The sequence below is a fragment of the Paenibacillus sp. OSY-SE genome, assembly GCF_000283315.1.
Taxonomy (GTDB): Bacteria; Bacillota; Bacilli; order Paenibacillales; family Paenibacillaceae; genus Paenibacillus_B; species Paenibacillus_B profundus.
Window position 1 is genome coordinate 1 of the sequence record NZ_ALKF01000134.1, and the last position, 24,707, is coordinate 24,707.

Annotated in this window: 16 protein-coding genes; 8 read left to right on the forward strand and 8 right to left on the reverse strand. The window is 50.6% G+C overall.

The features are described from left to right. Positions 1 to 141: 141 nt before the first annotated feature. Together hcp and A372_RS0102660 are read right to left on the reverse strand one after the other, a co-directional pair. The gene (gene hcp, locus A372_RS0102655) at positions 142 to 1,434 is read right to left on the reverse strand and encodes a hydroxylamine reductase (protein WP_019419296.1); all 1,293 of its coding nucleotides are present in this window, start codon (positions 1,432 to 1,434) and stop codon (positions 142 to 144) included. Between the two features lie 209 nt (positions 1,435 to 1,643). Next, entirely contained in the window at positions 1,644 to 2,132 is a 489-nt protein-coding gene (locus tag A372_RS0102660; protein ID WP_019419297.1) for a GAF domain-containing protein, read from the reverse strand. A 186-nt stretch (positions 2,133 to 2,318) separates the two neighbouring features. On the opposite strand from A372_RS0102660, the gene A372_RS0102665 reads away from it, so the two are divergent. Together A372_RS0102665 and namA are read left to right on the forward strand one after the other, a co-directional pair. Then, the gene (locus tag A372_RS0102665) at positions 2,319 to 3,272 is read left to right on the forward strand and encodes an alpha/beta hydrolase (protein ID WP_019419298.1); all 954 of its coding nucleotides are present in this window, start codon (positions 2,319 to 2,321) and stop codon (positions 3,270 to 3,272) included. A gap of 122 nt (positions 3,273 to 3,394) precedes the next feature. Next, positions 3,395 to 4,405 (forward strand): NADPH dehydrogenase NamA, encoded by a 1,011-nt coding sequence (gene namA / locus A372_RS0102670; RefSeq protein ID WP_019419299.1) that lies wholly within the window; start codon positions 3,395 to 3,397, stop codon positions 4,403 to 4,405. A gap of 190 nt (positions 4,406 to 4,595) precedes the next feature. Here the strand turns inward: namA and A372_RS0102675 are convergent, their stop codons facing one another. Then, positions 4,596 to 7,178, reverse strand: coding sequence for a transglutaminase domain-containing protein (locus tag A372_RS0102675; RefSeq protein WP_019419300.1), 2,583 nt, complete (start codon positions 7,176 to 7,178; stop codon positions 4,596 to 4,598). An 89-nt stretch (positions 7,179 to 7,267) separates the two neighbouring features. Beyond that, positions 7,268 to 8,284 (reverse strand): carbohydrate-binding family 9-like protein, encoded by a 1,017-nt coding sequence (locus A372_RS0102680; RefSeq protein ID WP_019419301.1) that lies wholly within the window; start codon positions 8,282 to 8,284, stop codon positions 7,268 to 7,270. Positions 8,285 to 8,796: 512 nt separating this feature from the next. Between A372_RS0102680 and A372_RS0102685 the strand changes: the two genes are divergently transcribed. After that, positions 8,797 to 9,714: a transposase gene (locus tag A372_RS0102685; protein WP_019419302.1), complete on the forward strand. Its 918-nt coding sequence runs from the start codon at positions 8,797 to 8,799 to the stop codon at positions 9,712 to 9,714. A 469-nt stretch (positions 9,715 to 10,183) separates the two neighbouring features. On the opposite strand, the gene A372_RS0102690 is transcribed toward A372_RS0102685, so the two are convergent. The 3 genes from A372_RS0102690 to bglX form a co-directional block, all read right to left on the reverse strand. After that, positions 10,184 to 11,185, reverse strand: a complete 1,002-nt coding sequence (locus A372_RS0102690; RefSeq protein ID WP_019419303.1) for a LacI family DNA-binding transcriptional regulator — start codon at positions 11,183 to 11,185, stop codon at positions 10,184 to 10,186. A gap of 84 nt (positions 11,186 to 11,269) precedes the next feature. Beyond that, a complete protein-coding gene (locus A372_RS0102695; protein WP_036703089.1) occupies positions 11,270 to 14,617 on the reverse strand; it encodes a GH36-type glycosyl hydrolase domain-containing protein in 3,348 nt (1,115 codons plus the stop codon). Positions 14,618 to 14,635: 18 nt separating this feature from the next. Continuing rightward, entirely contained in the window at positions 14,636 to 16,816 is a 2,181-nt protein-coding gene (bglX, locus tag A372_RS0102700) for a beta-glucosidase BglX (protein ID WP_019419305.1), read from the reverse strand. Positions 16,817 to 17,281: 465 nt separating this feature from the next. On the opposite strand from bglX, the gene A372_RS0102705 reads away from it, so the two are divergent. The 4 genes from A372_RS0102705 (at position 17,282) to A372_RS0102720 (ending at position 21,484) form a co-directional block, all read left to right on the forward strand. Further along, complete coding sequence (locus A372_RS0102705; protein WP_019419306.1) at positions 17,282 to 18,541, forward strand: sugar ABC transporter substrate-binding protein; 1,260 nt, start codon at positions 17,282 to 17,284, stop codon at positions 18,539 to 18,541. 91 nt (positions 18,542 to 18,632) lie between these two features. After that, positions 18,633 to 19,523, forward strand: coding sequence for a carbohydrate ABC transporter permease (locus A372_RS0102710; protein ID WP_019419307.1), 891 nt, complete (start codon positions 18,633 to 18,635; stop codon positions 19,521 to 19,523). A gap of 15 nt (positions 19,524 to 19,538) precedes the next feature. Beyond that, positions 19,539 to 20,396 (forward strand): carbohydrate ABC transporter permease, encoded by an 858-nt coding sequence (locus A372_RS0102715; RefSeq protein ID WP_019419308.1) that lies wholly within the window; start codon positions 19,539 to 19,541, stop codon positions 20,394 to 20,396. Between the two features lie 191 nt (positions 20,397 to 20,587). Next, positions 20,588 to 21,484: a manganese catalase family protein gene (locus tag A372_RS0102720; RefSeq protein ID WP_019419309.1), complete on the forward strand. Its 897-nt coding sequence runs from the start codon at positions 20,588 to 20,590 to the stop codon at positions 21,482 to 21,484. Positions 21,485 to 21,497: 13 nt separating this feature from the next. Here A372_RS0102720 and A372_RS38975 read toward each other — a convergent pair whose 3' ends face one another. Then, a complete protein-coding gene (locus tag A372_RS38975; protein ID WP_019419310.1) occupies positions 21,498 to 21,623 on the reverse strand; it encodes a hypothetical protein in 126 nt (41 codons plus the stop codon). A 593-nt stretch (positions 21,624 to 22,216) separates the two neighbouring features. On the opposite strand from A372_RS38975, the gene A372_RS0102730 reads away from it, so the two are divergent. After that, positions 22,217 to 24,571, forward strand: coding sequence for a ribonucleoside-diphosphate reductase subunit alpha (locus A372_RS0102730; RefSeq protein WP_019419311.1), 2,355 nt, complete (start codon positions 22,217 to 22,219; stop codon positions 24,569 to 24,571). Positions 24,572 to 24,707: the final 136 nt, after the last annotated feature.

The window sequence follows — 24,707 nt, forward strand, 5'->3', positions numbered from 1 at the left end:
CGCATTACGAGTGCGTTGCTCTACCCCTGAGCTACACCAGCAGTTTAACAATGAAAAATTATATATAATTTTGCGGCAAGATGCAATACCTAGATCGTAATTTCTATATTTTGCATAATGATAAAGTGTATCTGCTGCAATCTATGCAAGCCGGAGCATTTCCTTCATATCCTCCTGCGCATTGCCAATGAGCTTTAAGCCGAACAGATCAGTTAGCACGTTCATTACGCCCTCTGAAATAAATTCCGGCGGCTTCGGCCCGATGCGGATATCACGGATGCCCAAGCTGAACAGGCCGAGTAAGATGGCGACCGCCTTCTGCTCGAACCACGACAGCACAATCGACACCGGCAGCTCATTCACGCTGCAGCCGAATGCGTCTGCGAGCGCTTGAGCAATCTTGACGGTGGAACCGGAATTGTTGCATTGGCCCAGATCGATGTACCGGGGAATGCCCGTATCCGCGACCGTTCCATATTCCACATCGTTGAAGCGGAATTTGCCGCAGGAAGTCGTGAGAATAACGGTATCGTTCGGTAAGGACGTCGCCAATTCACGGTAATATTCGCCGCCTTTGCCCGGCGCATCGCAGCCTGCGATGACGAAGAAATGCTTGATCTTCCCATCCTTGACCGCCTGGATAATTTCCGGCGCAAGCCCAAGCACCGTCTCGTGATGATACCCCGTCGTCAAGGTTTGTACGCTGTCCACGTCCGCCGCAGGCAGCGCAAGCGCCCGATCGATGAGCGGCGTGAAGTCGTCGTTTACGATTTTGGCCACTCCTTCGAGCCCAGCCACCTCATAGGAGAAGAACCGATCGGCATACGTGCCTTTGATCGGCATGACACAATTGGTTGTAGCCAAAATAGCGCCCGGATATTGCTCGAACAGACGGCGTTGATCGTACCACGCTTTACCGATGTTGCCTTTCAAATGCGGATATTTTTTCAACGCTGGGTACCCGTGTGCCGGGAGCATCTCAGAATGAGTGTAAATGTTGATGCCTCTGCCCTCCGTCTGCTTCAGCAGTTCCTCCAGCGCATACAAGTTATGTCCCGTCACGACGATAGACTTGCCCTCAATCTTGTTCTGCGGGACGGTAACCGGTTCAGGAATGCCGAAATGCCCAGTGTGAGCCCGGTCCAGCACATCCATAATGCGTATGGCTGCGCCTCCTACCTTCATCGCCATATCGAGATGCTCCTGCACATTGAAGTTAGAGTTGGTCAACGTCATATAGAGCGCTTCATGCGTAATCCCGTCAACCTCCTCATCGATATAGCCAAGCTGTCGCGCATGCGTCGCGTAAGCCGCGATGCCTTTCAAAGCAAACACAATCGTATCCTGAAGACTTGCAATCGTTTCATCCTTGCCGCACACTCCGACGACCTTGCAGCCGCCCGTAGGCGTCTGTTCGCATTGATGACAGAACATTCGCGCTTCCCCCTGTCAAAATGGATTTCTGACTCCAACATACTAAATATGGAAGTCCCGTCGTGTGAGCACGATCACAAAAAAGATGAACAATTTAGCACGGAATCCCCGGATTCTCTATACAGGCATACCGTTACTCTTATTTTTGAATAGTCAGTCCTCCAATTCGAATGCGGCTGCTCCATTGAACCGGATATTCCTTCTCCAAGCTACTCCAATTCCGACATAATTGCTGCGACCATCTTCTCTAACGCTGCCTGATCGTCTTCGTTGAATCGATCTGTCAGCGGGCTGTCAATATCAAGCACGCCGACCAACTTGCCATCCTTCACCATTGGGACGACGATTTCGGAACGAGAAGCCGCATCACATGCGATGTGGCCTGCAAAAGCATGCACGTCGGGAACAATGAGCGTGCGCTGTTCCTTGGCCGCCGTGCCGCAGACACCGCGCCCAAGCGGAATGCGTACACACGCAGGCATACCTTGAAAGGGTCCGAGCACAAGTTCACCTTTTGCCACGTCCATCAGATAGAACCCTGCCCAATTAATATTCTTCAAGCCTTGCCAGAGCAAAGCCGATGCGTTCGCCAAGTTCGCAATGAGATTCGGTTCCCCATCAATCAATGCGGATAATTGCTGTGTTATTACCGGATAGTCCTTCTCTATGCTCCCGGTATACATTGTTGGTGCAAACATGTGTCCAACGCCTCCTCATTGCTTGTCATGCTGTTCCATAGATAGATTATAGACGTATCATATCACAAGAGATGCCTCCGGCGAATAGCTGACTCGCACGGAGATGACACAAAACTATTCATAGCTTTATCGATATGTCCCTCACTATAATGAAAGTAATAGGAGCAAGGACAGGAGGCATCTCTCATGTTAACGAACACGTTTACGTTTACCGATCCACAGCGTGTCCATGTGTATGTGTATTGCTGGACGCCAGAGAATGCGAATGAAGCGAAGGGAGTCGTGCAGATAGCGCACGGCATGACGGAAACGGCGCGACGCTACGAACAATTCGCCGAAGCGCTCACTTCTGCTGGATATATCGTATACGCTAACGACCATCGAGGTCATGGGAAGACTGTGGCTTGCGAAGAAGATTTAGGCTATGTCGGTGAAGACGGCTTCAACTGGATGGTGCGCAACATGGTTCAACTGACTGAAATTATTCAAAAAAACCATGAGCAGCTGCCAATCTACTTATTTGCCCACAGCATGGGCTCTTTTCTCGCGCAACAATACATATCGGAGCATGCAAGTCATATCAACGGCGTCATTCTATGCGGCAGCAACGGGCCACGCGGCCCAGAACTATTGGCAGGCGTCGGGGTGGCTAATCTGCTATCCGGCGTACGCGGCTCACGCCACCGCAGTTCATTTATCGACAAGATGGCCTTTGGAGCCTATAACCGCAAATTCAACCCTAACCGCACACCATATGACTGGCTAAGCCGGGACGAAAAAGAAGTCGATAAATATATTGCCGATCCGCATTGCGGCTTCTTAAGCACGGTCGGCTTCTATCGGGACTTCTTCAAGCTGCTGCGACATATACATCGACCGGAAACGATGGAGCGAATTCCAAAGGGACTGCCTATCTTCCTCATAGCAGGAGATGCCGATCCAGTAGGCATGTACGGCAAAGGTGTGCACAATCTGGCGGACCTCTATCGCCGCATCAATCTGAAGCACGTCGAATGCACACTATACCCGGACGCGCGCCATGAATTGCTAAACGAGACAAACCGCGAAGAAGTAACGGCAGACTGCATCGATTGGCTGGACCGTGTCGTACAAAACCACGGACAGCAGCAGCTCGAATAACTGCATCGTAAAGCATAAACAGCAAAAACGCAGTGCATACAGCTGTCCTATTTGTTTCATGCATACATGCAGGGGTATAATGGGATTGGAACAATAACCATGAACATATGGAGGGATTTTCCATGCCCCGTTTATTTGAACCATTAACTTTACGCGGTATGACGATACCGAATCGAATTGTGATGTCACCAATGTGTATGTACGCTTGCACCGAAGAGGACGGCAAGGTGAACGATTGGCATCTCGTTCACTATACGTCCCGGGCAGTCGGTCAAGTCGGACTGATTATGGTAGAAGCGACAGCCGTCACACCGGAGGGACGCATCAGTGCGCAGGATTTGGGCATATGGAGCGACGAGCATGTCGAGGGACTGCGTCGATTGACCGACATGGTTCATGCCCATGGCAGCACAATCGGCATTCAGCTCGCCCACGCAGGACGCAAGGCGACCGTGCCGGGCTTAATTGCGCCTTCTGCCATTCCGTTCAGCGAGGATTATGCACTGCCGGAAGAAATGACACAGGAGGATATACGGCGGACGATTAAAGCATTTGCGGATGCGGCGCGGCGCGCCGAGGAAGCCGGATTCGACATCATCGAGATTCATGGCGCGCACGGGTATTTGATTAATCAGTTCCTGTCCCCGCTCACGAATCAACGGATGGACGGTTATGGCGGCAGTGCAGAAGGCCGATACCGCTTCTTAAGCGAAATTATTGATACGATACGCATGACATGGAACAAGCCGCTCTTCGTGCGAATTTCCGCGAATGAGTATGCAGACGGCGGCAACGCCCTTGAGGCATACATCGACTATGCCCGACGCATGAAGGATCAGGGCGTCGACTTAATCGATTGCAGTTCTGGCGCAGTCGTTCCGCATCCAATCGACGTATTCCCAGGGTACCAGATTCCGTACGCGCATGCCATTCGCCAATCGGCGGGTATTGCCACAGGTGCCGTCGGGCTCATTACTGAGCCTGCACAGGCTGAAGAGATCGTGCATAACGATCGGGCGGATCTCGTGTTCCTCGGACGCGAGCTGCTTCGCAATCCGTATTGGCCGCGACACGCCGCTCAGGTTCTGCGGGCCAAGCTTGCAGCTCCGAAATCGTATCAACGCAGTTGGTAAGCAGCCGTTGCTATTAAAGTGATGAACAGCATGCATTGCGCGTTAAATTATGGAATCAAAGACGAAGGGCGGCCTATGGCCGCCCTCTTTTGTATGCGATATCGTACTAATAGACGTACCTTCTAATGGTTCGTCAGAACATACGGCCCTTCAACCTAGATTGCTTGACTGCCACAGCAAGCTGATGTCACTACATGTTTTTGACGGTCTTGACGATGTCCGCTCCAATTCCCAGCTTATAGCCCTGAGATTGATAGCGAATTCGATATTGTTGATCCACAATGAGAACGAGCGGATACTCTTGGCCGTTCCATTCCGTTATGGAGGGTTGAATGGCTTGCAAGCACGCTCCCTCCGCATCCTCATCGTAAGACGTGCGTATAGGCAAGCCTTCCATGTTGAATTCACCACGGTTCCGCTGCTCTTCAACCATCAGAGCAATCCGACCGCCCCACTCATCCAGCTCCGACTTCAGCTCGCGCAGCTCGCGAGCAATGTGCTTCGAAGGCTCCCGTTCCGGATCAAGCCACGCCAGCACGAGGCCTTGCTGCGGAATCTCGAGTGCTGCAGCTTCCGTGATTACTCTCCATTGTTCTTCGGTCACCGTTCCGAGCACCGGAACGTGCACCTCTTCCTTGCGGAACACGATCGGCACCAAGGCTACATCTCCGACCGGTACCGTGAAGCAGGACAGGCGGACCAACACAGTTCCGTCCGACAGGCGCGTACCCGTCGTCAGCCGGTACTCCCCGCTCATGACCTCAATTGGCTTATCGTATACGTCCTTCTCCCCGAACGGGAATGTGAGCGTTCGATAAACACCATTTTCGAGCCGCGCAATCGTAAAGTTCTGATAATATGCTGCCTCTTGTTCGCCCTCGTTGTCACTGCGGCTGAATTGAATACAGCCACCCGCCGCTTCTACCGGGGCAGCACCCGCTTCCTGACGTTCAGTATGGAAGCTCGCATCATGCCATTCACCTGCTTGCCAATATTGCGGAAGGGCGTTGAGCGGCTCTAGACGAGCTGGAATCCCCAAGCTTCTCGCCATTGCGACGAAGCAGATATCGCGACTCAATCGATCGGCGCATTTCAATGCAAAGGTGCCCTCCGGTGCCGCCATGCCCGTATATCTGTCCAGATCGTTAACGATCTTGATCTCTTGTGCCAGCCGCTCCGCCAAGGCCTGTGGCTTCTCCGTGTACAACACTTTATCCGCATCGGAAATCTCCTGTTGGAAAAACGTACGGTAAGGCGCAATCATCTCGAAATGAACCCGCGGACAAAGCACATAAGGCACAAACAGTGATTCCTCCATTGCGCGATCACGATATGGGAGCGCCCCTTCCAAATGATCGACCAAGGACGGAACCATCGTGTCTTGCAGGTCCTTCTCGCGCAGCGACTCCAACAGCTTGAGCGCCCATTCACCATGACGAGGCGTCTGTTCCTGTAGGAACGAAGCGATTTCAGGACTGTTTCCCCTTGCTGTCTGCAAAATCTTCCACACCCGTTCAGCCGGCAGCCCCAATTCTTGAGCAAGCGCTTCGGCCTGTTCAGCATTCCAGAACGTATCTACGAACGCTGCGCGTGTCGCAGTACCGTGCTGCACCCGGTTGTCGTTGCTGTGACGTTCTTCGTCCGTCATCATGTCATCGCTCTTATCCGGGATTTCAGGCGGCGGCACCATGTCCCAATCCAGTGCTCCCGCATGATCCAGATTCGATTCAATTGCAACCTCGAACACATCCGCCTCACCGACCGAGATTTTTCGATAACTGTATCCTTGATCGTTCCGAACATGAATAAGCAAATCTCCATATCCCGTCGTGAACTTGACTACCCCATTTTCATCCGTTGGCAATGTCGAGACAGAGTAGAACTCAGCAAAATTATACATTTGAAAATGCACTTCGGCTGGTGTCGGCTTCCCTTTTTCATTAACGACCTTAATCGTTATCGTTTTATGAAGAGCGTAATTGCCGAGAAGATTGATTTCCGTATACCAAGGATGATTCGAGCACGTTTCTTCTGGCCCGTTATAATCGGCGGACACGCGCGTATTGACGAGCATAGCCCGGCGCGAAGGGGCCTTGAACCAGCCTTCATTCAAACGTCCTTCCGGTTCACAGGCGCCGAGGAAATACCATTCTCCATCCGCCCATGCCTCGACCCACGCGTGGTTCGAATCGCAATGGGCCCAACGCGGCGTATAGCATTGGCGTGCCGGAATTCCCAAACTGCGCAGCGCGGCGACGGCAAGTGTCGATTGTTCTCCGCAGCGGCCCAGTGCCGTTCGCATCAAATTCAGCGGCGAGACGGTGCGTTGGTCCGTTCCGACATAAGTCGCCTTTTCATGACACCAGTAGTTCGTTTCCAGAATAGCATCCTTCATAGACTTGTCTTTGACGCGGCCATACAGCTCGTGGAAGATGACTTCCCGGTTGCCGTCGATATTCTCGTTATTCACACGGTAAGGCAGTACAAAATTCATGAACATGTAATCTGGAATCCGGCTTCCCCAAGGTACTAGTTCACGTGTCTGCAGGGTGCGGCGCACATGCGCCAGGAAGAATTCACCGTCATAATCCGCCAGGTCGTGAAGCGGCATATACGCATATAGAAACTTCAACAGGACGCGCTCTTCATCTGTCAGCGCTTGCTCGAAAACACCGAACAACTCCCGTTCCCGGTGCTTGGCCAAGTTCCGTTTATATTGAAACTTTTCTTCGATATGTTGAAGCAATTGTTCATCTATCGTGCTTGTCATCATTTAATTCACCAGCCTCATACGTAAAATGTCAATCATGACAATATCCGTTCAACCATAGGCAGCAACACGCCAGCTCTATGCAAGCCTCGTTATTCGTGCCACACTTTCCCGTCTTCCTGAATCCGAATCCACCGCTGACGGTCATGTGAACGCGCGGAAATTTGGAACATACCGCCCGTCGTCTCTATAATCGGATCGATGCTCCACGCATCGTCATGCTTCAGAACCGCAAAATCATTGCAGTAGCATCCATGTTCCTCAAAATGCTGCCGCTCCCGGTAGTAAAGCTTGCGCAGCTCCCATTTAATAAGCTCGTCCTTTGGCATTTCGAACTCTAGTGGCTCATCAGCAAACTGAACGAATCCCCACAGCTCAGGATAATGCATATTAATAATTCCTTGCGGGCTCCACACCCAGTTATCTTCCGGGTACGGGGCATTCGTCTCCGGATTGAGCGTCTTCACATACTTCCCGTCCTTGACCTCAGCTCTCCACTCGACACGTGAGAAATTGATGCGCCAATACTCCCCGTGACGCGGCTTCCGTCCCTCTGGCGCACATTCTTTCAGCACGCTCCAAGGCATGGCAACCTCGACGCTCCAACCTCGGTTGTCCGCATCGGGATTGTTGACCTCCCCATCGATGTGCACCGCGGTCTTGATGCCTCTGATATCCCAAGAGTTAATAGGCGGTCCTCCGTCCCGATAAGGCTTCGGCAGCAGCAGATCCCATATCGTATTGAAGGCATTCATCTCGAACTCATAATAGTTATGGGTATCTCCATCAGGATCGATGAAGATCTCAAAATCGTTATCGTAAAAAATGACAGAATCCCGCTCCGTCAACGTCGCCCAGATCTGATCCTCTTCCATATCAGCGCCGAAATACAAATACTCGTCATCCCATAGCATTTTCACGCGGGTCCGCTTGTTCGGCAACGGTTTCAAATCTCCTTCGATGTCGACAAAGTCATCGGTCCAAGGGGCTTGCTCCCAGAACGGCTTGTTCAGCCGTCCATCCAATTCCAATGGCTCCGTGGCTCGCCGGCATACATAATGCTTCGGCATGAACGCCGTTATGGGCTCGGGTACACCGCTTCTATCCATCGCTAAATCCTCCTCAAGGCTGAATAAATGTGATGTGTTGGAGAAAAAAATATTGCTAATTCACCTTAATACTAGATGGATATGAAAGCATATTCAATAGAATGAGGCACATTTCCAGAAAAAAAGTTATCGATAGCTCAAATTGTAAAAAGCATACACTCTTCACAATATGATGAACCGTACTCATCAGCAGGTTATTCCTTATTTCGATCGACAGCTAGTAAATTTCCAGATTATCATTCCTGCCCGGAGCCTCTCGAATCCAAGAATCCAAGGGCTGTTCTCATCCCCCATACTGTGCTTTCCAGAGACATACTATCACTATAGCAGCCCTTATTACTACTCTCCCAATCACTCAGAACGTCGAGTACTTTCAAATTAAGCGCCCCTGTCGATAGAGCATCCGGTAAAAAAGATAGCAATAAAGTGATAATTCCTTGAAATGGGAACTTTTGTTTGTTATAATGAATAAAAGAACGTATGTTCTTATTTCGTCTAAGGGGGATGTCTTTATGGATGCGTGGCTATCTGTCGACACATTGGAGGAACTGCAGCGTTATTTTTCTACGGAATCTTCGTGTGTGCCCTTCCTGTTTCAGTTGAAGTGGCCGCAAGGTTTTGCATGCCCGCGCTGTCGGCATCCCCATGCCTATGTCATCCGTACACGGCGGCTTCCTCTATATGAGTGCCGCGCTTGCAGCCATCAAACCTCACTGACTGCTGGCACGGTTTTGGAGGGCAGCCGGACTTCCCTACGCAAATGGATTTCTGCGTTTTGGCTCGTTTCCCATACCGATGCCGATAATGGGATAAACGCCGTTAAGCTGAGCTCTCTCATCGAGGTGACGTACAAGACCGCTTGGTCTATGCTGCACAAGATCAGAGCAGCCATGAGCCATGGCGAAGCCAATCGGGTGCTTGAAGGCGAAGTTCATGGCTTCGTCGCTTTTTATGGCCATTCATATCGCTCGAGGACAGACCTAACAGACATTCATCCCCGGGAATATCCCCTCATCATTGCCGAATCCCTCACTCCAGACGGACAGGCTATGGGCGTGAAGATGAAGCTTGTAGAGCGGGATCACGTTTCTCACAAAATGCTGCTGCGTTCTGCATGTGACCACTTTATTGATCTTCATGTCTCGCAGAGTGCTTCCACGATATCTCTCATTAGGCAGCCGTTTCGGGTTCATCGCGGCGGACGCCTCTATAATACATTCAACCGAGCACGACGCTGGATGAATAGGACGTTTCACGGGATAGGGATTACGTATCTGCAGAAGTACTTGGATGAATTTTGTTTTCGCCAAAATGCGGCTGCCTGCCTTACATCCGTATGGGAGCAGTTATTGCACTTGTGCATGTCTTTTTCCTCTGCCCACAAGCCTGGTCTCTCCTTCTATCACACTAACCACCGTGTTGCTGCATAAATGATATCTGGACGAATTTGGCTATAGAATGTAACCCAAATGCAATTATACCGACTTCGATCGCAGCAGAGTGTCTGCCCTATGTGCGCGGTTAATTGATCGTCTAATCATGCGATATTTCATGAGCTTATACATTCATAGCGTATCATGTGTTCATGTCATGCAATACATATCACATTTATTTGTGTGCTTATGTCATGCAGTACATGTCACATTTATTTGCGTGCATAGAAAATGCTCATTCAGTATGCAATTCCATTCTTCACATCGTAATCTAATCGGATTCACATTCATAAAAGCGGGATTCGATCAATCACTCCTGTAACGCACCTGAGCTAATGGGAGAATGGTACTAAGCACTTATTGCTAAGGTTATCTCTACGATAATGAAGCAATCATAATATAAAAAAGCCCCGGTGTTGTCCGGGACTCTGCGCAACAAACTACACAGGCTATAGAGCTTAATGAGCTACATAGATTGCATGGGATGAACCGACCCGGCCTTAATTAGGGTCACATAGATTCGTTCATGCTCTACCGGTTCATCCGTAATTAATTTCAACAGCTGCTCGGAGGCGAGCGCCCCCCATTTGCGCTTGGAATAATCAATCGTAGCGAGACGCGGCTGCACGAATTGTGACAGCTCCATATTATCGAATCCGATGACGTGAATATGCTCGCCAATCCGATAAGACGAATCCTTCACCACATTGTATAATCCGATGGCCATTTCGTCATTAAGGCAGAACACGGCCACAGGCTCCGTATATTCTTTTATAATCTGTTGTGCTGCTTCTTCTCCACCAGTTTTGTCGAAATTGCCTTGGATTTCAATATATTCGATGGACTGATCCCTTTCATCCGATTCGAGAGGCTGGTTCCGTTCGATCGTTTGCTTTGCAGCCTGCAGACGTTGATTGGAATCGAACGATCCCTGAGGTCCCGTCACGACGTAAATTTTCCGATAGCCTTCCTCAATGAGGTATTCCATGGCCAACGTGGCTCCCGCTTTGTTATCAAGCAGCACCTGGTTCACATTCGGGTGGTCCAACTCCCGGTCCAGTACGACCAACTTATGTCCACGATCAGCATATTGCAGCAGTTCCTCACTGGAGAATGACGCGTCCAGCACAATCGCGCCATCAATTGTCCGTTCCGGCAGCAGTCGATGAGACTGGGAGCCACTGCATACAATCAGGTCATAGCCTTTCTTATTCAGCACTTCCTTCATTCCTTGCAGCAATTGACCGTAAAACGCCCCGTCAAAGTCCGTCAAAAAGGCGCCGATGATTTTCGTTTCCCTCTTCTTCAGCGTTCTTGCCGCGGCATTCGGAACATAATTTAACTCTTTGGCTACAGCTAGTATTTTGCTGCTCGTCTCTTCCGTCACTTTGGGGCTCCCGTTCAAAGCATAAGATACTGTCGAGATTGAAACCCCGGCTTTCTTGGCGATATCTTTAATACTGACCACAGCACTCGCTCCTATCGTTCACTCCATCATTTCCCTTACTATAACAAATCATGCGGCGACCCCGAAAGATCGCCGCGCATTCGATTACATATCTATAACAATGACATTATGTTGATCGGTGAGATATTTGTCTAACTCTTGCCGATCGATACGCACGCCTCCCTGACGGTAACGGTTCGCTGTCGTTGTTGTCTTGGCTTCCTGTCCATTGATGATGATACGGCTGACAGACCGACCGCTAAGGTGATATTCAAATTGAATGGAGCGTCCCATCATCGTAAAATCGAACCGGACTCCGTCCAAATTCAATGGAAGTACCGGATCGATGACGAGATCTCCGCCTTCTTGACGTATTCCGAGGCAATTTGAAATGAGCTGATTCATGTAAATCCCCGGGCCACTGGAGTAAATTCTCCATCCGCCTTTGACCGGAACAGTTCCTTGCCGCAGCTCGTCGAACCGGCGGTGGGCATCATAGCGGGAGTTGAACTTACCGTCTGAGCTGCTGAAGTAAGCATTGCTTTGTCTCAGTTCGGCATTCGGCACGACATCCCGGAGCCCGATCGGATTAATCATCTGCAGTCCATTCCACGCCTCGTCCACCTTGCCAAGCTTGGCCATCGCCTCGACATAACGAATGTGGGCGTGAACATATTGCAAGCCGACTTCTCGGCCGAAGTTGGCCGCCTGCTCTGCACGCTTAAAATGGATGCTGACGCCGCCTTCATATTGGGCAGGCCGATTCATTAAGCGGACGCCGTCCGGACAGAACAATTCTCTCTTAATTAATTGATAATGGGCTTCTGCCTGTTCTTCGGTCAGCAACTCGCTAATCATGCTGCGCGTCATGGGAAGCAGCCGGTATTGAATGCCGGTTTTCTTATCCGATGGATGCAGCATCAGTTCCGCCTTGCCCGGTTCTTCCATATAGACGAACCCAGGAATGACGCCGGTCGGCAGCATGTAGCGGTTGAAATCCTCCCTTATGCCTGATGCCAATTCCTGAAGTTCGGTCGCTGCAGCTTCGTCGTAATCCGTCAGGACTGCGGATAAATTATGAAACACTTGATAGGTCAGCGCCACAGTCCAGCTGCTTGCCATATATCGTTTGAGCTGCGTATTGGCAGGCTGCAGCGTATCGTCCCAGTCTCCATCCCCATACGATGACAAATACGTATCATGCAGAAAATGACGTTTCATATATTCAATTTCCTTTTTGGCGTGTTCCCACAAGGTTGCGGTGGTATCCGTAAATTCGAAGCCGTCTCGCTTCGTATACGGAACCGCTTCTTCCAGAATGCCGTAGTCCCTGGTTGCGTGCAAATAATCGCTCAACACTTTCAGCGGCCATACGATAATGTCGCCATGGCTTTCTTCTTGTTGAATCCGATAATATTGATCGAACATGAACCATTGCGGCCAATTTCCGTCGTCCTCATATTGATGAGCGTATACCATCTTAAGAATATCACGCACTTGATCATATTTTTGCGTCGCCATGAAGTATTCTGTCGGTCCCTGACAGACATCGCGCGTCCCCCATGCAGCGCCTCCGTATTGTTCGAGACCATGTGGTACGGAGTAATGAACCAGCATATTGTGGGTATACCACCAAGCAAGTGTATTTACCTTGTCAAGCTCAGACTGCTTCGCCCCTTCACGATGGGACAAGCGGAAGCTGTTCATTATGGTCTCATAATAAGCGCGGTAACGTGGAATCTCGGATGCTGCGTCCAAGTCCCGGATCGGCAACTCTTCCCCCTGAAGCAATCCTTGCACCGTGAGCTTCCATTCACTGCTCTCACTCAATTGGAGCACCACAAGCGATGCCGCCCCCGGGTGGACATAATCGGCCAACGCAGCTTCGTCCTTCACCGTCACATCCGCTCCAATTACATTCATACGATAGCAGAGATGAGGCAGCGTAGAGGCGCTGTCTGATACAGTGTCCGCATGGAACGACAAGAAGGTTCCATCTTGTCGCATGTGATACGGCGCCTCATATTCATTGTTGTTCATCGTGATTTGGTTAGTAACGATGAACCGGTACGACCGGCCGCTGTCAGAACGGACATGAAGTTGCAATTCCGGCGTATCCAAAGCCGTAAAGTTCGTAATGATGATCGTATCATCGGCTGTCTTGTAGAACCAACGGGCGTAATTAAAGCCCATCTCGAACATGGACGGCATCGTCAACAGGCGGTATGTGCCGTTCATGTCGACATAGATGCGCTGTCCCGATGTTTTTATCACATTGAGCGCATTGCGGGCATTGGACAGCATTTTGTTGAACGAGGTGTTCCCTAGTACCAGTTGGGAGTTAAATATCCCGTACATATAGGAAGTAGATGTGAGAACTTGTTCGTTCAAGCGAGCATTGTGGCCCGTCATGACGATATGACCGTGCGGGCGTTCAACCCGCAGCTCTTTTTCCTTCAGCACGACATGCTCATGCGTTTCCGTGAAGAAAGAGAGCAATTCCTCTCCATCCCATTCTTCTTGATGGCGGTTCGGAAAATATCGCCCGATGTCTTTATTCGTCATCGATTCAGTATGCAATGGCGCTCCAATATGCGCGGCAAGGCTGGCCCTGTCGATATGCCGCCCCATCGCTGCCGGTTGCGCATCCGCTTGCTTCCATGCATGCAGCACTTCCGCTTCGAACTCCAACGATGTAACCGCGGCCTGATGATCCGGCTTGAACAAGCCATAAAATACGAACCGCGCCGAACCATTCAGGCGAATTCGCTCCGACTGCAGTGCAGTGTACGCGAATTCGTATTGGTACACTTCATTGCTCAGTACATCTCGAGTCAATGCTTCCGGTTCATTCGTGTCCTTATACGACAAGCCGAAAAATTGATATCCATCCGTGGAGTATGCGACCGCCTTGGTCAAAGCACCCTGCTGCAAATAAGGAAATGTCCCCTGCTGCGGTTGATTCTGCCGCGAGCAGACGACATAGCCCTTCTGTTCGTCTTCGAACACGGCATGGTCGATATATTGGGATAGATATGCTTCATTGCTGCGGACAGCCCCCTTATCCGCCAGACCGAGATCTTGTCCGTAAATCAAATCTACTTCCACGTCATACCCGTTGAGGGTAACATCCCAAAACCATATGTCATTCGGAGTCAATGTAAAGGTCACTTTATACCGAAGCCCCTCCACTTCGCCTTCCCACATCACTTTAGAATCTGAGTACCGTAACTGGCTGTCTGATCGCAGGCCCAGCAAAGGCACGACTTGAATTCCGCCGTCCCGGTGCAGACGCAAGTATAAGTTGTTCATTGAGCCGTCAATCGGGTTGGACACCACTTGGTTAATCATCGTAGTGCCATGGGTAATATCCCGGATATCACCGCTGTCCAGAAACGTGAATCTCAAATCACCCGTTTGAATTGGGACAAGATGATTCGTCGTCGTTGTCATGATTTCCACTCGCTTTCTTTACTTCATCAATGTAAATCGAAGCTCCTGTACATCCCGGCTGTTCGGACCAACATAGACGGCAAACTCACCGGCATCGCTTATATATTGCAAATCCGCATGGTGATAGCGGAGCTGGCGTTCCGTTAAGGAAAATGAAATCTCATGGCTCTCGCCCGGCATTAGTTTTATTCTGCGATAGGTCTTCAGTTCTTTCACAGGCCGAACGACTTCTCCCGCCATATCGCGCACGTAGAGCTGCACAATCTCTTCTCCCGGTTGATTCCCTGTATTAGTCACACGTACTTTTATATGAAGAGGCTGCTCTACGGTCATCTGTTCCGAGGAAAGGCTAATCTCGCCATATGAGAAGGACGTGTAGCTCAGACCGAACCCGAACGGCATCAGCGGTTCATTCGGTATGTCCAAATATTGCGATACATAACGCACTTGGGCGTCAGGCGCTCCCTGCGGACGACCAGTGTTGAAATAATTGTAATAAACCGGCACCTGGCCGACAGCATAAGGAAATGACATCGTCAGCTTCCCAGACGGGTTGGCCAAGCCATATAGCAGTTCCGCAACGGCTGTCCCGCCTTCGCTTCCCGGGTACCAGGCTTCCAGAACTGCACCCACCTGATCATGGATACCGTGCAGATCAAGCGGTCGTCCGTTAAAGAGCACGGCAACCATCGGCTTGTTCAGCGGCTTCAAGGCGGCAATCAGTTGCCGTTGTATTTCCGGCAAGCGAATATCGGCCCGACATCCGGCCTCACCGCTCATGTCAGAGTGTTCGCCTAACGCGAGCACAATGACATCGGCGTTCTGCGCAGCTTCGAGCGCAGCCTTCCATTGCTCCTCCGAAGCACTTTCAATGCCGCAGCCTTCCGCGACGGCAACCTGTGACGGCTCAGCGATTCTCGTGAAGCCTTCATATAACTGTACAGCTTCCTCCTGGGAACCAAGCCAGGACCACGGGCCAAGAATATCGCCGTTTTGGGCAAACGGACCGATAAGCGCAATTTTCTGCTCTTTCGTTAGCGGCAGAACACCTTCGTTCTTCAATAGGACGCAAGACTTGACCGCAGCTTCTCGTGCCGCTTGGCGATGTTCCCCGCAGAACAAAATCTCTCGCTCCAATTCGACATTGGCCCCCCGTAACGGATTGTCGAACAGTCCCAGCTTCTGCTTCAGCTTCAAGATGCGAAGCACCGCTTCGTCAATTAAAGCTTCGTCCACCAAGCCGCTCTCGACAAGCTGCTGCAAATGATTCACATAGCAAGAGGTCATCATTTCGATGTCAACTCCTGCGTGGATAGCCTTGCTCGCAGCCTCCGCTTCATCTGCCGCCACACCGTGGGGAATCATTTCCTTCACTGCGCCCCAATCTGAAATGAGAACGCCGTCAAACCCCCATTCATTCCGCAATAAATCTCGCATCAATCGTTTATTTCCGGTCGCCGGAACACCATCCACCGTATTGAAGGACGTCATGACCATCTCGCAGCCTTCCTCCAGCGCCGCTTTGTACGCCGGTAAATAATACTCTCGCAGCTGCCGTTCCGACATGTCGACTGTATTATAATCACGTCCGCCTTCCGCAGCTCCATACGCCGCAAAGTGTTTCACGCAGGCTGCAACCCGATCGGAATCCCCGCTCAAATCACGGCCCTGAAACCCGCGCACGAATGCCCGGGCGAATTCCCCGTTCAAATAAGGGTCCTCTCCGGTTGATTCCATCACTCTTCCCCAACGCGGATCGCGAACGAGATCCACCATCGGCGCAAACGTGACATGCACGCCGGATACCGCGGCTTCTTTGGCTGCGATTGCCGCGCATTTCTCCGCGAGCTCTGCATCCCATGAACACCCCAGTGCCAATGGGATCGGAAATATGGTCTTATATCCATGAATAATGTCCGCCATGATGAGCAATGGAATTCCGAGGCGATTATTCCGCATGTGCGCTTGCTGGACGGAAATGACCTCTTCTGCCCCTGTCAGACCTAAGATGGAGCCTGTATTGCGCACCATGTTCTCCGTAATGCCCATGGATGCCATGGGACCGGTGATTCGGCCTTCGCTCTTTGCTCCTTCAAAAAACGGAGTTGCCAGCTGCAGCAGTTGAGCGATTTTCTCTTCCAGAGACATCTGCTTCATTAGTGAAATCAATTGCTGTTCTGTCAATTGAATAACCTCCATGTCATGGCTTGCTTCCATGCGACATTGATTTCAGATATGAATCAATAACAGTTCTATCATGCTTACAATCCTATTCGAAACGTTTCTATTACTATAAATCGAATTATAATGTTCTTTCATATTAGAGTCAACAGCAGTTAATCGGGTGCTTTATTCATACTAGAAACGTTTTTATTATAGAAAAAATCTGCTTGAATACGATTACACGATGGTATATAATGTGTATCGAAACGTTTTTAAAACAAAAATAACACCTATCTTTTCTCTTTTTTATTTTATTCGAAACGTTTCACACAGGATTGCTATTTCAATCCTGCTGTTATGTTTAAGCATGATAAGGGGTAAAGATTTTGAAGATACGGAGGTGTGGTGTTTTCTGTCGGTTGGATTTACACGCACTGCGCATGAAAAGGGTTGAGAAAGACCCACCATATTCAGAAGGAAGCCTTGGGAGGAGTAGTTAAGATGCGGAAAACATTAGCAACCGTATTGGCCACCACTTTAATCGTTATGGGAATTCTGACAGGCTGTTCATCATCTTCATCATCTAATGAAGCAACAAGCAGCGGCAAGAACGGACAAGAAGAAAAGGTTGAGATCAGTGTATGGGCCATGGGCAATCAAATGAAAGAGTTCGCTCAACAATTCGAGAAAGAGAACCCGAATATTAAGGTCAACGTGCAGACCATCCCTTGGGGCGCCGCTCATGACAAGCTCCTGACAGCCGTCGCTTCGAAGAAAGGTCCCGATGTTGTCCAGATGGGAACGACTTGGATTCCGGAATTCGCAACTGCCAAAGCCTTAATGGACTTAACTCCTTATCTTGATAAATACCCTGAATTCGGTCCTGACAACTTCTATCCCGGCTCAGTGGAGACGGCGACATTCGAGGGAGCGTACGTAGGCGTTCCTTGGTATATCGATACCCGCTTCCTATACTACCGAACGGATCTGTTGAAAGAAGTCGGTTACGACCACGCCCCCGCTACATGGGAAGAACTGCAGGATGCCGCACTTAAGCTGAAGCAGCGCGGGGATAACAAATACGGAATCCTTCTAGACCCGAAGGAATCATCTCTCGGCTTTATGTTTGCGCGTCAAAACGGTTCCAAGCTGATTGACGATGCCGGCAAACCATTGTTCAACGAGCCTCAATTCGTCGAAACCGTTGATTACTTAAATAGCTTCTTCAAAAATGGCTCCGCGCCGTTAGATCTTGGCATCGACATGATTCAAACCTTTAAGGGAGAAGGCGTTACCCCTATGTTCATCAGCGGTCCTTGGATGGTGAAGATGGTCCAAGATCAAGCTCCTGAATTAGAAGGCAAATGGGCTACAGCGGTGCTGCCTAAGAAAGAGAACAATATCTCCACATTGGGCGGCTCGAACTTGTCAGTGTTCCAGTATACGAAACAGCCCGAAGCTGCCATGAAGTTCGTCGCATGGATGAGCCAGCCGGAAACCCAGCTCAAATGGATGGAGGTTGCATCGGAAATGCCTGCCGCGAAGAAAGCGTGGGAGACCGAGAAGCTGCAAAGCGACCCCAACTACAAAGTCATTGGCGAGCAATTGAAATCGGCTAGACCGCTGCCGCTCATTAAGCAGTGGGAAGAGATTGCTCAGAATTACATGGGCAGCTTTGAAAAGGTTATCCGAGCCGGCGACGATGTGAAGCAAGAGATGGATGCCTTCAATCAGAAGGCCGATCAGATTTTAAACAAATAATAGGGTCTAGCGCGCTAACTGGCCTGAAGCCAGTTAGCCGATATCCGTCCACTTGCGATGGGCGCAAGAGTAAAGGAAGTGATGAATCGGTATGAAAAGTTTCTTTAACAACAAGGCACCTTACTTCTTTATAACTCCAACGTTGATTCTGCTTGCCCTGTTCTCCCTTCTGCCCATCGCGGTAGCGTTGGTGATCAGCTTCACCAACATGGACTTGGCAGGTCTGGCAGACTATTCGAACATTAAGTTCGTCGGATTCGAGAACTATGTAAGCGTCATTTCAGATCCTGTCTTTATGCAGTCGATTTACAACACCTTATTTTATGTCATTATCGGCGTACCGCTTGTCATCGTATTCTCACTCGGTATCGCTCTATTGATTAATATTGGCACACACCGTATATTCAAGGCGTTCCGGGTCGTATATTACTTGCCATCCATCACCAACGTTGTCGCGGTTGCGGTGGTCTGGAGTTATCTGTACAATCCGAGCTTCGGTCTGTTCAATTACGTGCTTGAACTGCTCAATCTCCCTGCCATCCCTTGGCTGACTGAGCCGACTATAGCCAAGATCTCGCTTATTATGCTGGCTCTATGGAGAGCGATCGGCCTGAATATGATCATATTCATCGCTGCGCTGCAAGGCATTCCGAAGAGCTATTATGAAGCTGCACAGCTTGACGGCGCCAATACGTGGCAGCAGATTACGAGCATAACGATTCCGATGCTGCGATTCGCCATCTTCTTCGTATCGATTACGACCATGATCGGCTGGCTGCAGTTTTTTGAAGAGCCGTTCGTGATGACACAGGGCGGGCCGCTTGACGGCACCACCTCGGTGGCTCTGTTCATTTACCGCAACGGCTTCCAATTGAGCAACTTTGGATATGCAGCGGCAGGATCCTTTGTCCTGTTTATCGCGATCATCGCGATCACGCTGTTCCAGTTCTCGCTGCAGCGCAAAGAATCGGATCTAACGTAAGCAGGAGGTGTACCGATGAATTCAACTACCGCATCGTCCGCTAAGGTGGGCAGCAATGTGACGCACAAGTGGTTCCAATGGATTGCAGGTACGCTGTTGACCATTGGCGGCATTATCTTTATGGTGCCGTTTATATGGATGGCTCTATCTTCATTCAAGCTGGAGAAAGAGGTTCTGCAAATTCCGCCGACACTATGGCCGAACGAGTTTACATTAGACAACTTCAAGTACTTGTTTAACAACATGAACTTCGGCGTATATTTGAAGAACACGCTTATTATCGTGTTGTGCTCTTTCTGCGGCTTGTTCCTGAACGCGATGGCCGGATACGGCTTTGCCAAATACCGCTTTAAAGGCAGGGACTCGCTGTTCATACTCGTATTGGCCACGATGATGATTCCCGGTCAGGTGACGATGATTCCTGTCTATCTCATTCTGAACTCAATGGATTTAACGAATACGATGCTTGGGATTGTGCTTCCGGGGCTTGCCGGCGCATTCAGCATCTTCTTGTTCCGCCAATTCATGTCGACGATTCCGAGCGAGCTGCTTGAAGCGCCCCGTATAGACGGCGCAAGCGAATTGCGCATCTTCCTGCAGATCGTGCTTCCGATCTCGAAGTCGATTATCGCCGTGCAAGCGATTTTGGCGTTTATCGGGGGCTGGAACAGCTTCCTATGGCCGCTCATCATCGCGAATGACGAGAGCCTCTACACGCTGTCTGTCGGCCTCTCCTTGTTGAAAGGGCAATACGGGGGAAACTACGCGCTTCAGATGGCTGGCGCGACCTTTATGGTGGTGCCGGTCATGGCGATTTTTATTTACTTTCAGAAGCATATTATTGATAATTTTACGATATCGGGGATTAAATGATGAGTCTGTAGTTCTAAACGATCAGTAGTCCACAACAGGGAAGCATCCTAATGCCAGCTGCTCCCCTGTTCTCATTTTTGGGCATAGGGTCAACCCATCTCCGCATACTCCTAAATCGATGGAAACGAGAACTGCTGAGTCTGAAGCCAACAGCATCGAACGGGCATCCGTATCCCGAAGGAGGGAGAACATTGTTTAAACGCATCAATCGATTGGTTATTGATCTGCCCGCGCCGAAGCATGGCGATCCCAATGCCGCTGCCGCGGTGCAGGAGCTGCTAGGCGGTCGGTTCGGGGAAATGTCCACGCTGAACAACTACATGTTCCAGTCGTTTAATTTTCGGCAGAAAAAAAAGCTGAAGCCGTTCTATGATATCGTCGCCAGCATTACCGCCGAAGAATTCGGTCACGTGGAGCTTGTCACGAACACGATTAATCTGGTGCTCGAGGGAACGACCCGTCCAAGCGCTCCGGATACGACACCGCTTGCTCCGGGCAAAAATGTGCGCAACACTTATCACTTTATCGCCACGGCGCAAACCGCCGTCGTCGGCGACTCCATGGGCAGGCCGTGGGCCGGAGACTATGTCTTTAACAGCGGCAACCTTGTATTAGATTTGCTGCACAACTTCTTCTTGGAATGCGGTGCGCGCACTCACAAAATGCGTGTCTACGAAATGACGGATCACCCGACCGCGCGGGAAATGATAGGCTACCTTCTTGTGCGCGGGGGCGCACATATTCTTGCTTATGCCAAGGCGCTGGAAATCGCGACTGGAGTAGACATGACGAAGCTGATCCCGATTCCGGATCTGGACAACCGCGCATTTGACACAACACGCAAATTCGAAGATATGGGGCTGGGTCGCAAGCTGTATACTTGGAGCGACAACGATTACCGCGATATCGGGCTGATTTGGCGCGGACAGCACCCGATCGACGGCGGACCGCTTGAAGTCATAGAAGGCACACCTGCCGGTGCGCCGATTCCCGATTTCGACGACTTGCCTGAGGAATTCGCGCCGGGCATCTCACAGGAAGACTTTATGGCGATTGTGCGCCGGCTGCAGAAGTCAGCCGGTATGTAGAACACCGTTACCGCTATTCCTCGTGCAATTTCGCGATGTTGTTCACCCTGACGATGTTATTCACCTTGTTGCCGCAAGCCACATAGCCGCTCATCGCGCCCGTGATTACGGGCGTTTTTTGTATATATCTTAATGCCAATGTAAATCTCCCGCTCGCACCGCAGCAATTCCGGCACATGAATGCGGTATGCCGGTGTGACATGTGTGCGTGTTTTCGGCCATCCGGCCTTATTTCTTACAATTTCCCCCTTCCATTTCACCTTTTTTTAATGAGTTCGTTTGATCTTATTTTAATAGAATGGCCTCCTCTTCACCATGGCGGATCTTTTCATGCGTTGGTGTTTTTTTAAGGTGAAATCAATTAAAAATCTTGTCTATTTCTCGTGAGATTTATCACCTCAAGCCTATTTACATACCCTATATGTTGTAGTATATTTACATATGCACAACAACATATAGAATATTGATAGGTTCTAACGTTCAACACCCCCTCGTGGATTGAACCGGAGCTTAATAGGGAAGACGATGCAATTCCGTCGCGGTCCCGCCACTGTAAAAAGTGCCGAAGGGTGCCTTTTGGGCCCTTGGCTACTGCCCAGGTGTCGGCCCAAGCTATACGATACATACGGCATGCTGCCGTTCCTAATCCTATTCCGGTAAAGGGACGGTTTTTTCATGGACGCGGAACAAAAACAATATAGACTGATGGATGTTCGAGGAGGAAGAACACGGATGAATACGACCCCAACTCATACGGTTCAGACCGTTTTGAAACCCAACAATCGCTCGCTAGCCTTCGATCCGGAGCGAATTATGCGCTACGGCGAGCGAATTATGAGCCCTTATCCCCATCTGAACCGCGAACGCTGGCATCGCGGCGTGCTCTCCAAGCTGCGCCACAGCACGGTTCAAGCTGCCGAGATTACGCAAACATGCATCATGACGGCTCTGGAAATGGTCACGAAGGAAGAAGCCGAATGGAAGTTCGTTGCGGCGCGTTCATTGATGACGAAGCTGTATAAAGAAGCCGCTTTGCACCGCAATTACAAGGCCTATCCAGACAAGCCTTACGGAGATTTCTACAAGCTCGTCAAGCAATTGGCGGACATCGGCATTTACCGTCAGGAACTGCTCGAAGCATACACGGCAGAACAAATACGCGATCTCGGCCAGGCCATCACGCCTTCCTGCGACGAGTTGTTCGATTATATCGGACTCTTAACCTTGGCAGAACGCTACTTGGCGACGGATTTCGAAGCCCGCACGATGGAGCTTCCGCAAGAGCGCTATATGATTATCGCCATGTACCTGATGCATCAGGAGCCAGCGGAACGCCGCATGGAATTGACGAAGGAAGCGTATTGGGCAATGAGCAACCTGTACATGACGGCGGCGACACCGACGATGGCGAACGCGGGCAAGAAGGTTGCCGGGCAATTGTCGAGCTGCTTCATTGATACGGTGGACGACTCGCTCGAGGGCATCTTCGACTCCAATACAGACGTAGCCCGCTTAAGCAAGATGGGCGGCGGCATCGGCGTCTATCTCGGTAAAGTGCGGGCGCGAGGATCTGATATACGCGGTCACAAAAATACGAGCTCAGGCGTCATTCCGTGGATCCGCCAGTTGAACAATACAGCTGTAAGCGTAGACCAGCTCGGCACGCGCAAAGGCGCGATTGCGGTCTACTTGGACGTGTACCATAAGGACATTCTATCCTTCCTTGATTTGAAGCTGAACAACGGCGACGAACGTATGCGCGCACACGATATTTTCCACGGCATCAGCCTCCCCGACCTGTTCATGGAAGCGGTGGAGCAGCGCGAGGATTGGCATCTGTTTTGTCCGCATGAAGTGAAGAAGACGATGGGCTGGAAGGATAAGAACGGCCGCCCCTTAGGCTTGGAAGACTTCTACGACGAAGCGCCAGGCCAAGGCTCCTTCCGAGAGAAGTATGCGGAGGCGGTGGCGAACCCGAATCTGTCCCGCATTACGCTGCCGGCCATCGACATTATGAAACGAGTCTTGAAATCCCAGCTTGAGACGGGCACACCGTACATGTTCTACAAGGATTCGGCGAACCGCGCCAACCCTAACAAGGGACACGGCACTATTTTCTGTTCGAATCTCTGTACAGAAATTATGCAGAACATGTCACCGACAGTCATCGAGCAAGAAGAGCTCGTTACGAACGACGGACAGACACGCATCATCATTAGCAAAATTCCAGGCGACTTCGTCGTCTGCAACTTGAACTCGATTCACTTGGCGCGTGCTGTTCGCGCAGACGTGCTCGATCGGCTCGTTCCGATTCAAGTGCGCATGCTCGATAACGTAATTGACATCAACAATATCGAAGTGCTGCAAGCACAGTACACGAACCGCCGCTACCGCGCCATCGGACTAGGCACGTTCGGTCTGCATCACCTGCTAGCGTTGGAAGGCATCGCGTGGGAAAGCGAAGACGCCGTGAAATACAACGATTATTTATATGAACGCATTAGTTATTTGGCAATCCAAGCAAGCATGCAGCTCGCACAAGAAAAAGGCGCTTATCCGCTCTTTGCAGGATCGGAGTGGGAGAACGGCCGTTACTTCACAGACCGTGAATATACGACAGGCACCCGCCCAGGTCCAAAAGTGACGACCGAACAATGGCGTGAGTTGGCCGAGCAGGTCAAAACGAATGGCATGCGCAACGCTTGGCTGATGGCTGTCGCACCGAACGGTTCGACGTCTATTATCGCAGGCTCTACAGCCAGCATCGATCCGGTATACGAGCTCTTGAGCTATGAAGAGAAGACGACCTATAAGATCGCGAATCCGGCACCAGACCTCTCGGAGAAGACAATCTGGTACTATAAGACGGCATTCCGTCTCGATCAACACTGGTCGATCGATATGGCCTCTGCACGCCAGCGCCACATTGACCAAGGACAGAGCTTCAACCTGTATGTGCGCCCAGACATTAAGGCGGTCGACTTCCTCGCACTGCATCTGCACGCTTGGAAAGCAGGCCTGAAGTCCACCTATTACGTGCGTAGCCAAGCCTTAACCGTGGAAGAGTGCGAATCCTGCAGCTCGTAAGCTTACGTGTGCGCACCATGGATCGGTACAGCATCCACCTTAAGAGGTTATCAAATAAGTTCCCTTTTGATCACGAAGCATCCTAAGATCCGATTCGGCATCGAATCTTGCATTCACTCTCGAAGTCCGGTGCTCA

Bases quoted from the DNA above. Each gene is read 5' to 3' on its own strand.
- A372_RS0102710 (WP_019419307.1), top strand. From the start codon at position 18,633: ATGAAAAGTTTCTTTAACAACAAGGCACCTTACTTCTTTATAACTCCA.
- A372_RS0102680 (WP_019419301.1), bottom strand. From the start codon at position 8,284: ATGGATAGAAGCGGTGTACCCGAGCCCATAACGGCGTTCATGCCGAAG.
- A372_RS0102675 (WP_019419300.1), bottom strand. From the start codon at position 7,178: ATGATGACAAGCACGATAGATGAACAATTGCTTCAACATATCGAAGAA.
- A372_RS0102665 (WP_019419298.1), top strand. From the start codon at position 2,319: ATGTTAACGAACACGTTTACGTTTACCGATCCACAGCGTGTCCATGTG.
- namA (WP_019419299.1), top strand. From the start codon at position 3,395: ATGCCCCGTTTATTTGAACCATTAACTTTACGCGGTATGACGATACCG.
- hcp (WP_019419296.1), bottom strand. From the start codon at position 1,434: ATGTTCTGTCATCAATGCGAACAGACGCCTACGGGCGGCTGCAAGGTC.
- A372_RS0102695 (WP_036703089.1), bottom strand. From the start codon at position 14,617: ATGACAACGACGACGAATCATCTTGTCCCAATTCAAACGGGTGATTTG.
- A372_RS0102705 (WP_019419306.1), top strand. From the start codon at position 17,282: ATGCGGAAAACATTAGCAACCGTATTGGCCACCACTTTAATCGTTATG.
- A372_RS0102715 (WP_019419308.1), top strand. From the start codon at position 19,539: ATGAATTCAACTACCGCATCGTCCGCTAAGGTGGGCAGCAATGTGACG.
- A372_RS0102730 (WP_019419311.1), top strand. From the start codon at position 22,217: ATGAATACGACCCCAACTCATACGGTTCAGACCGTTTTGAAACCCAAC.
- A372_RS0102685 (WP_019419302.1), top strand. From the start codon at position 8,797: ATGGATGCGTGGCTATCTGTCGACACATTGGAGGAACTGCAGCGTTAT.
- A372_RS0102660 (WP_019419297.1), bottom strand. From the start codon at position 2,132: ATGTTTGCACCAACAATGTATACCGGGAGCATAGAGAAGGACTATCCG.
- bglX (WP_019419305.1), bottom strand. From the start codon at position 16,816: ATGGAGGTTATTCAATTGACAGAACAGCAATTGATTTCACTAATGAAG.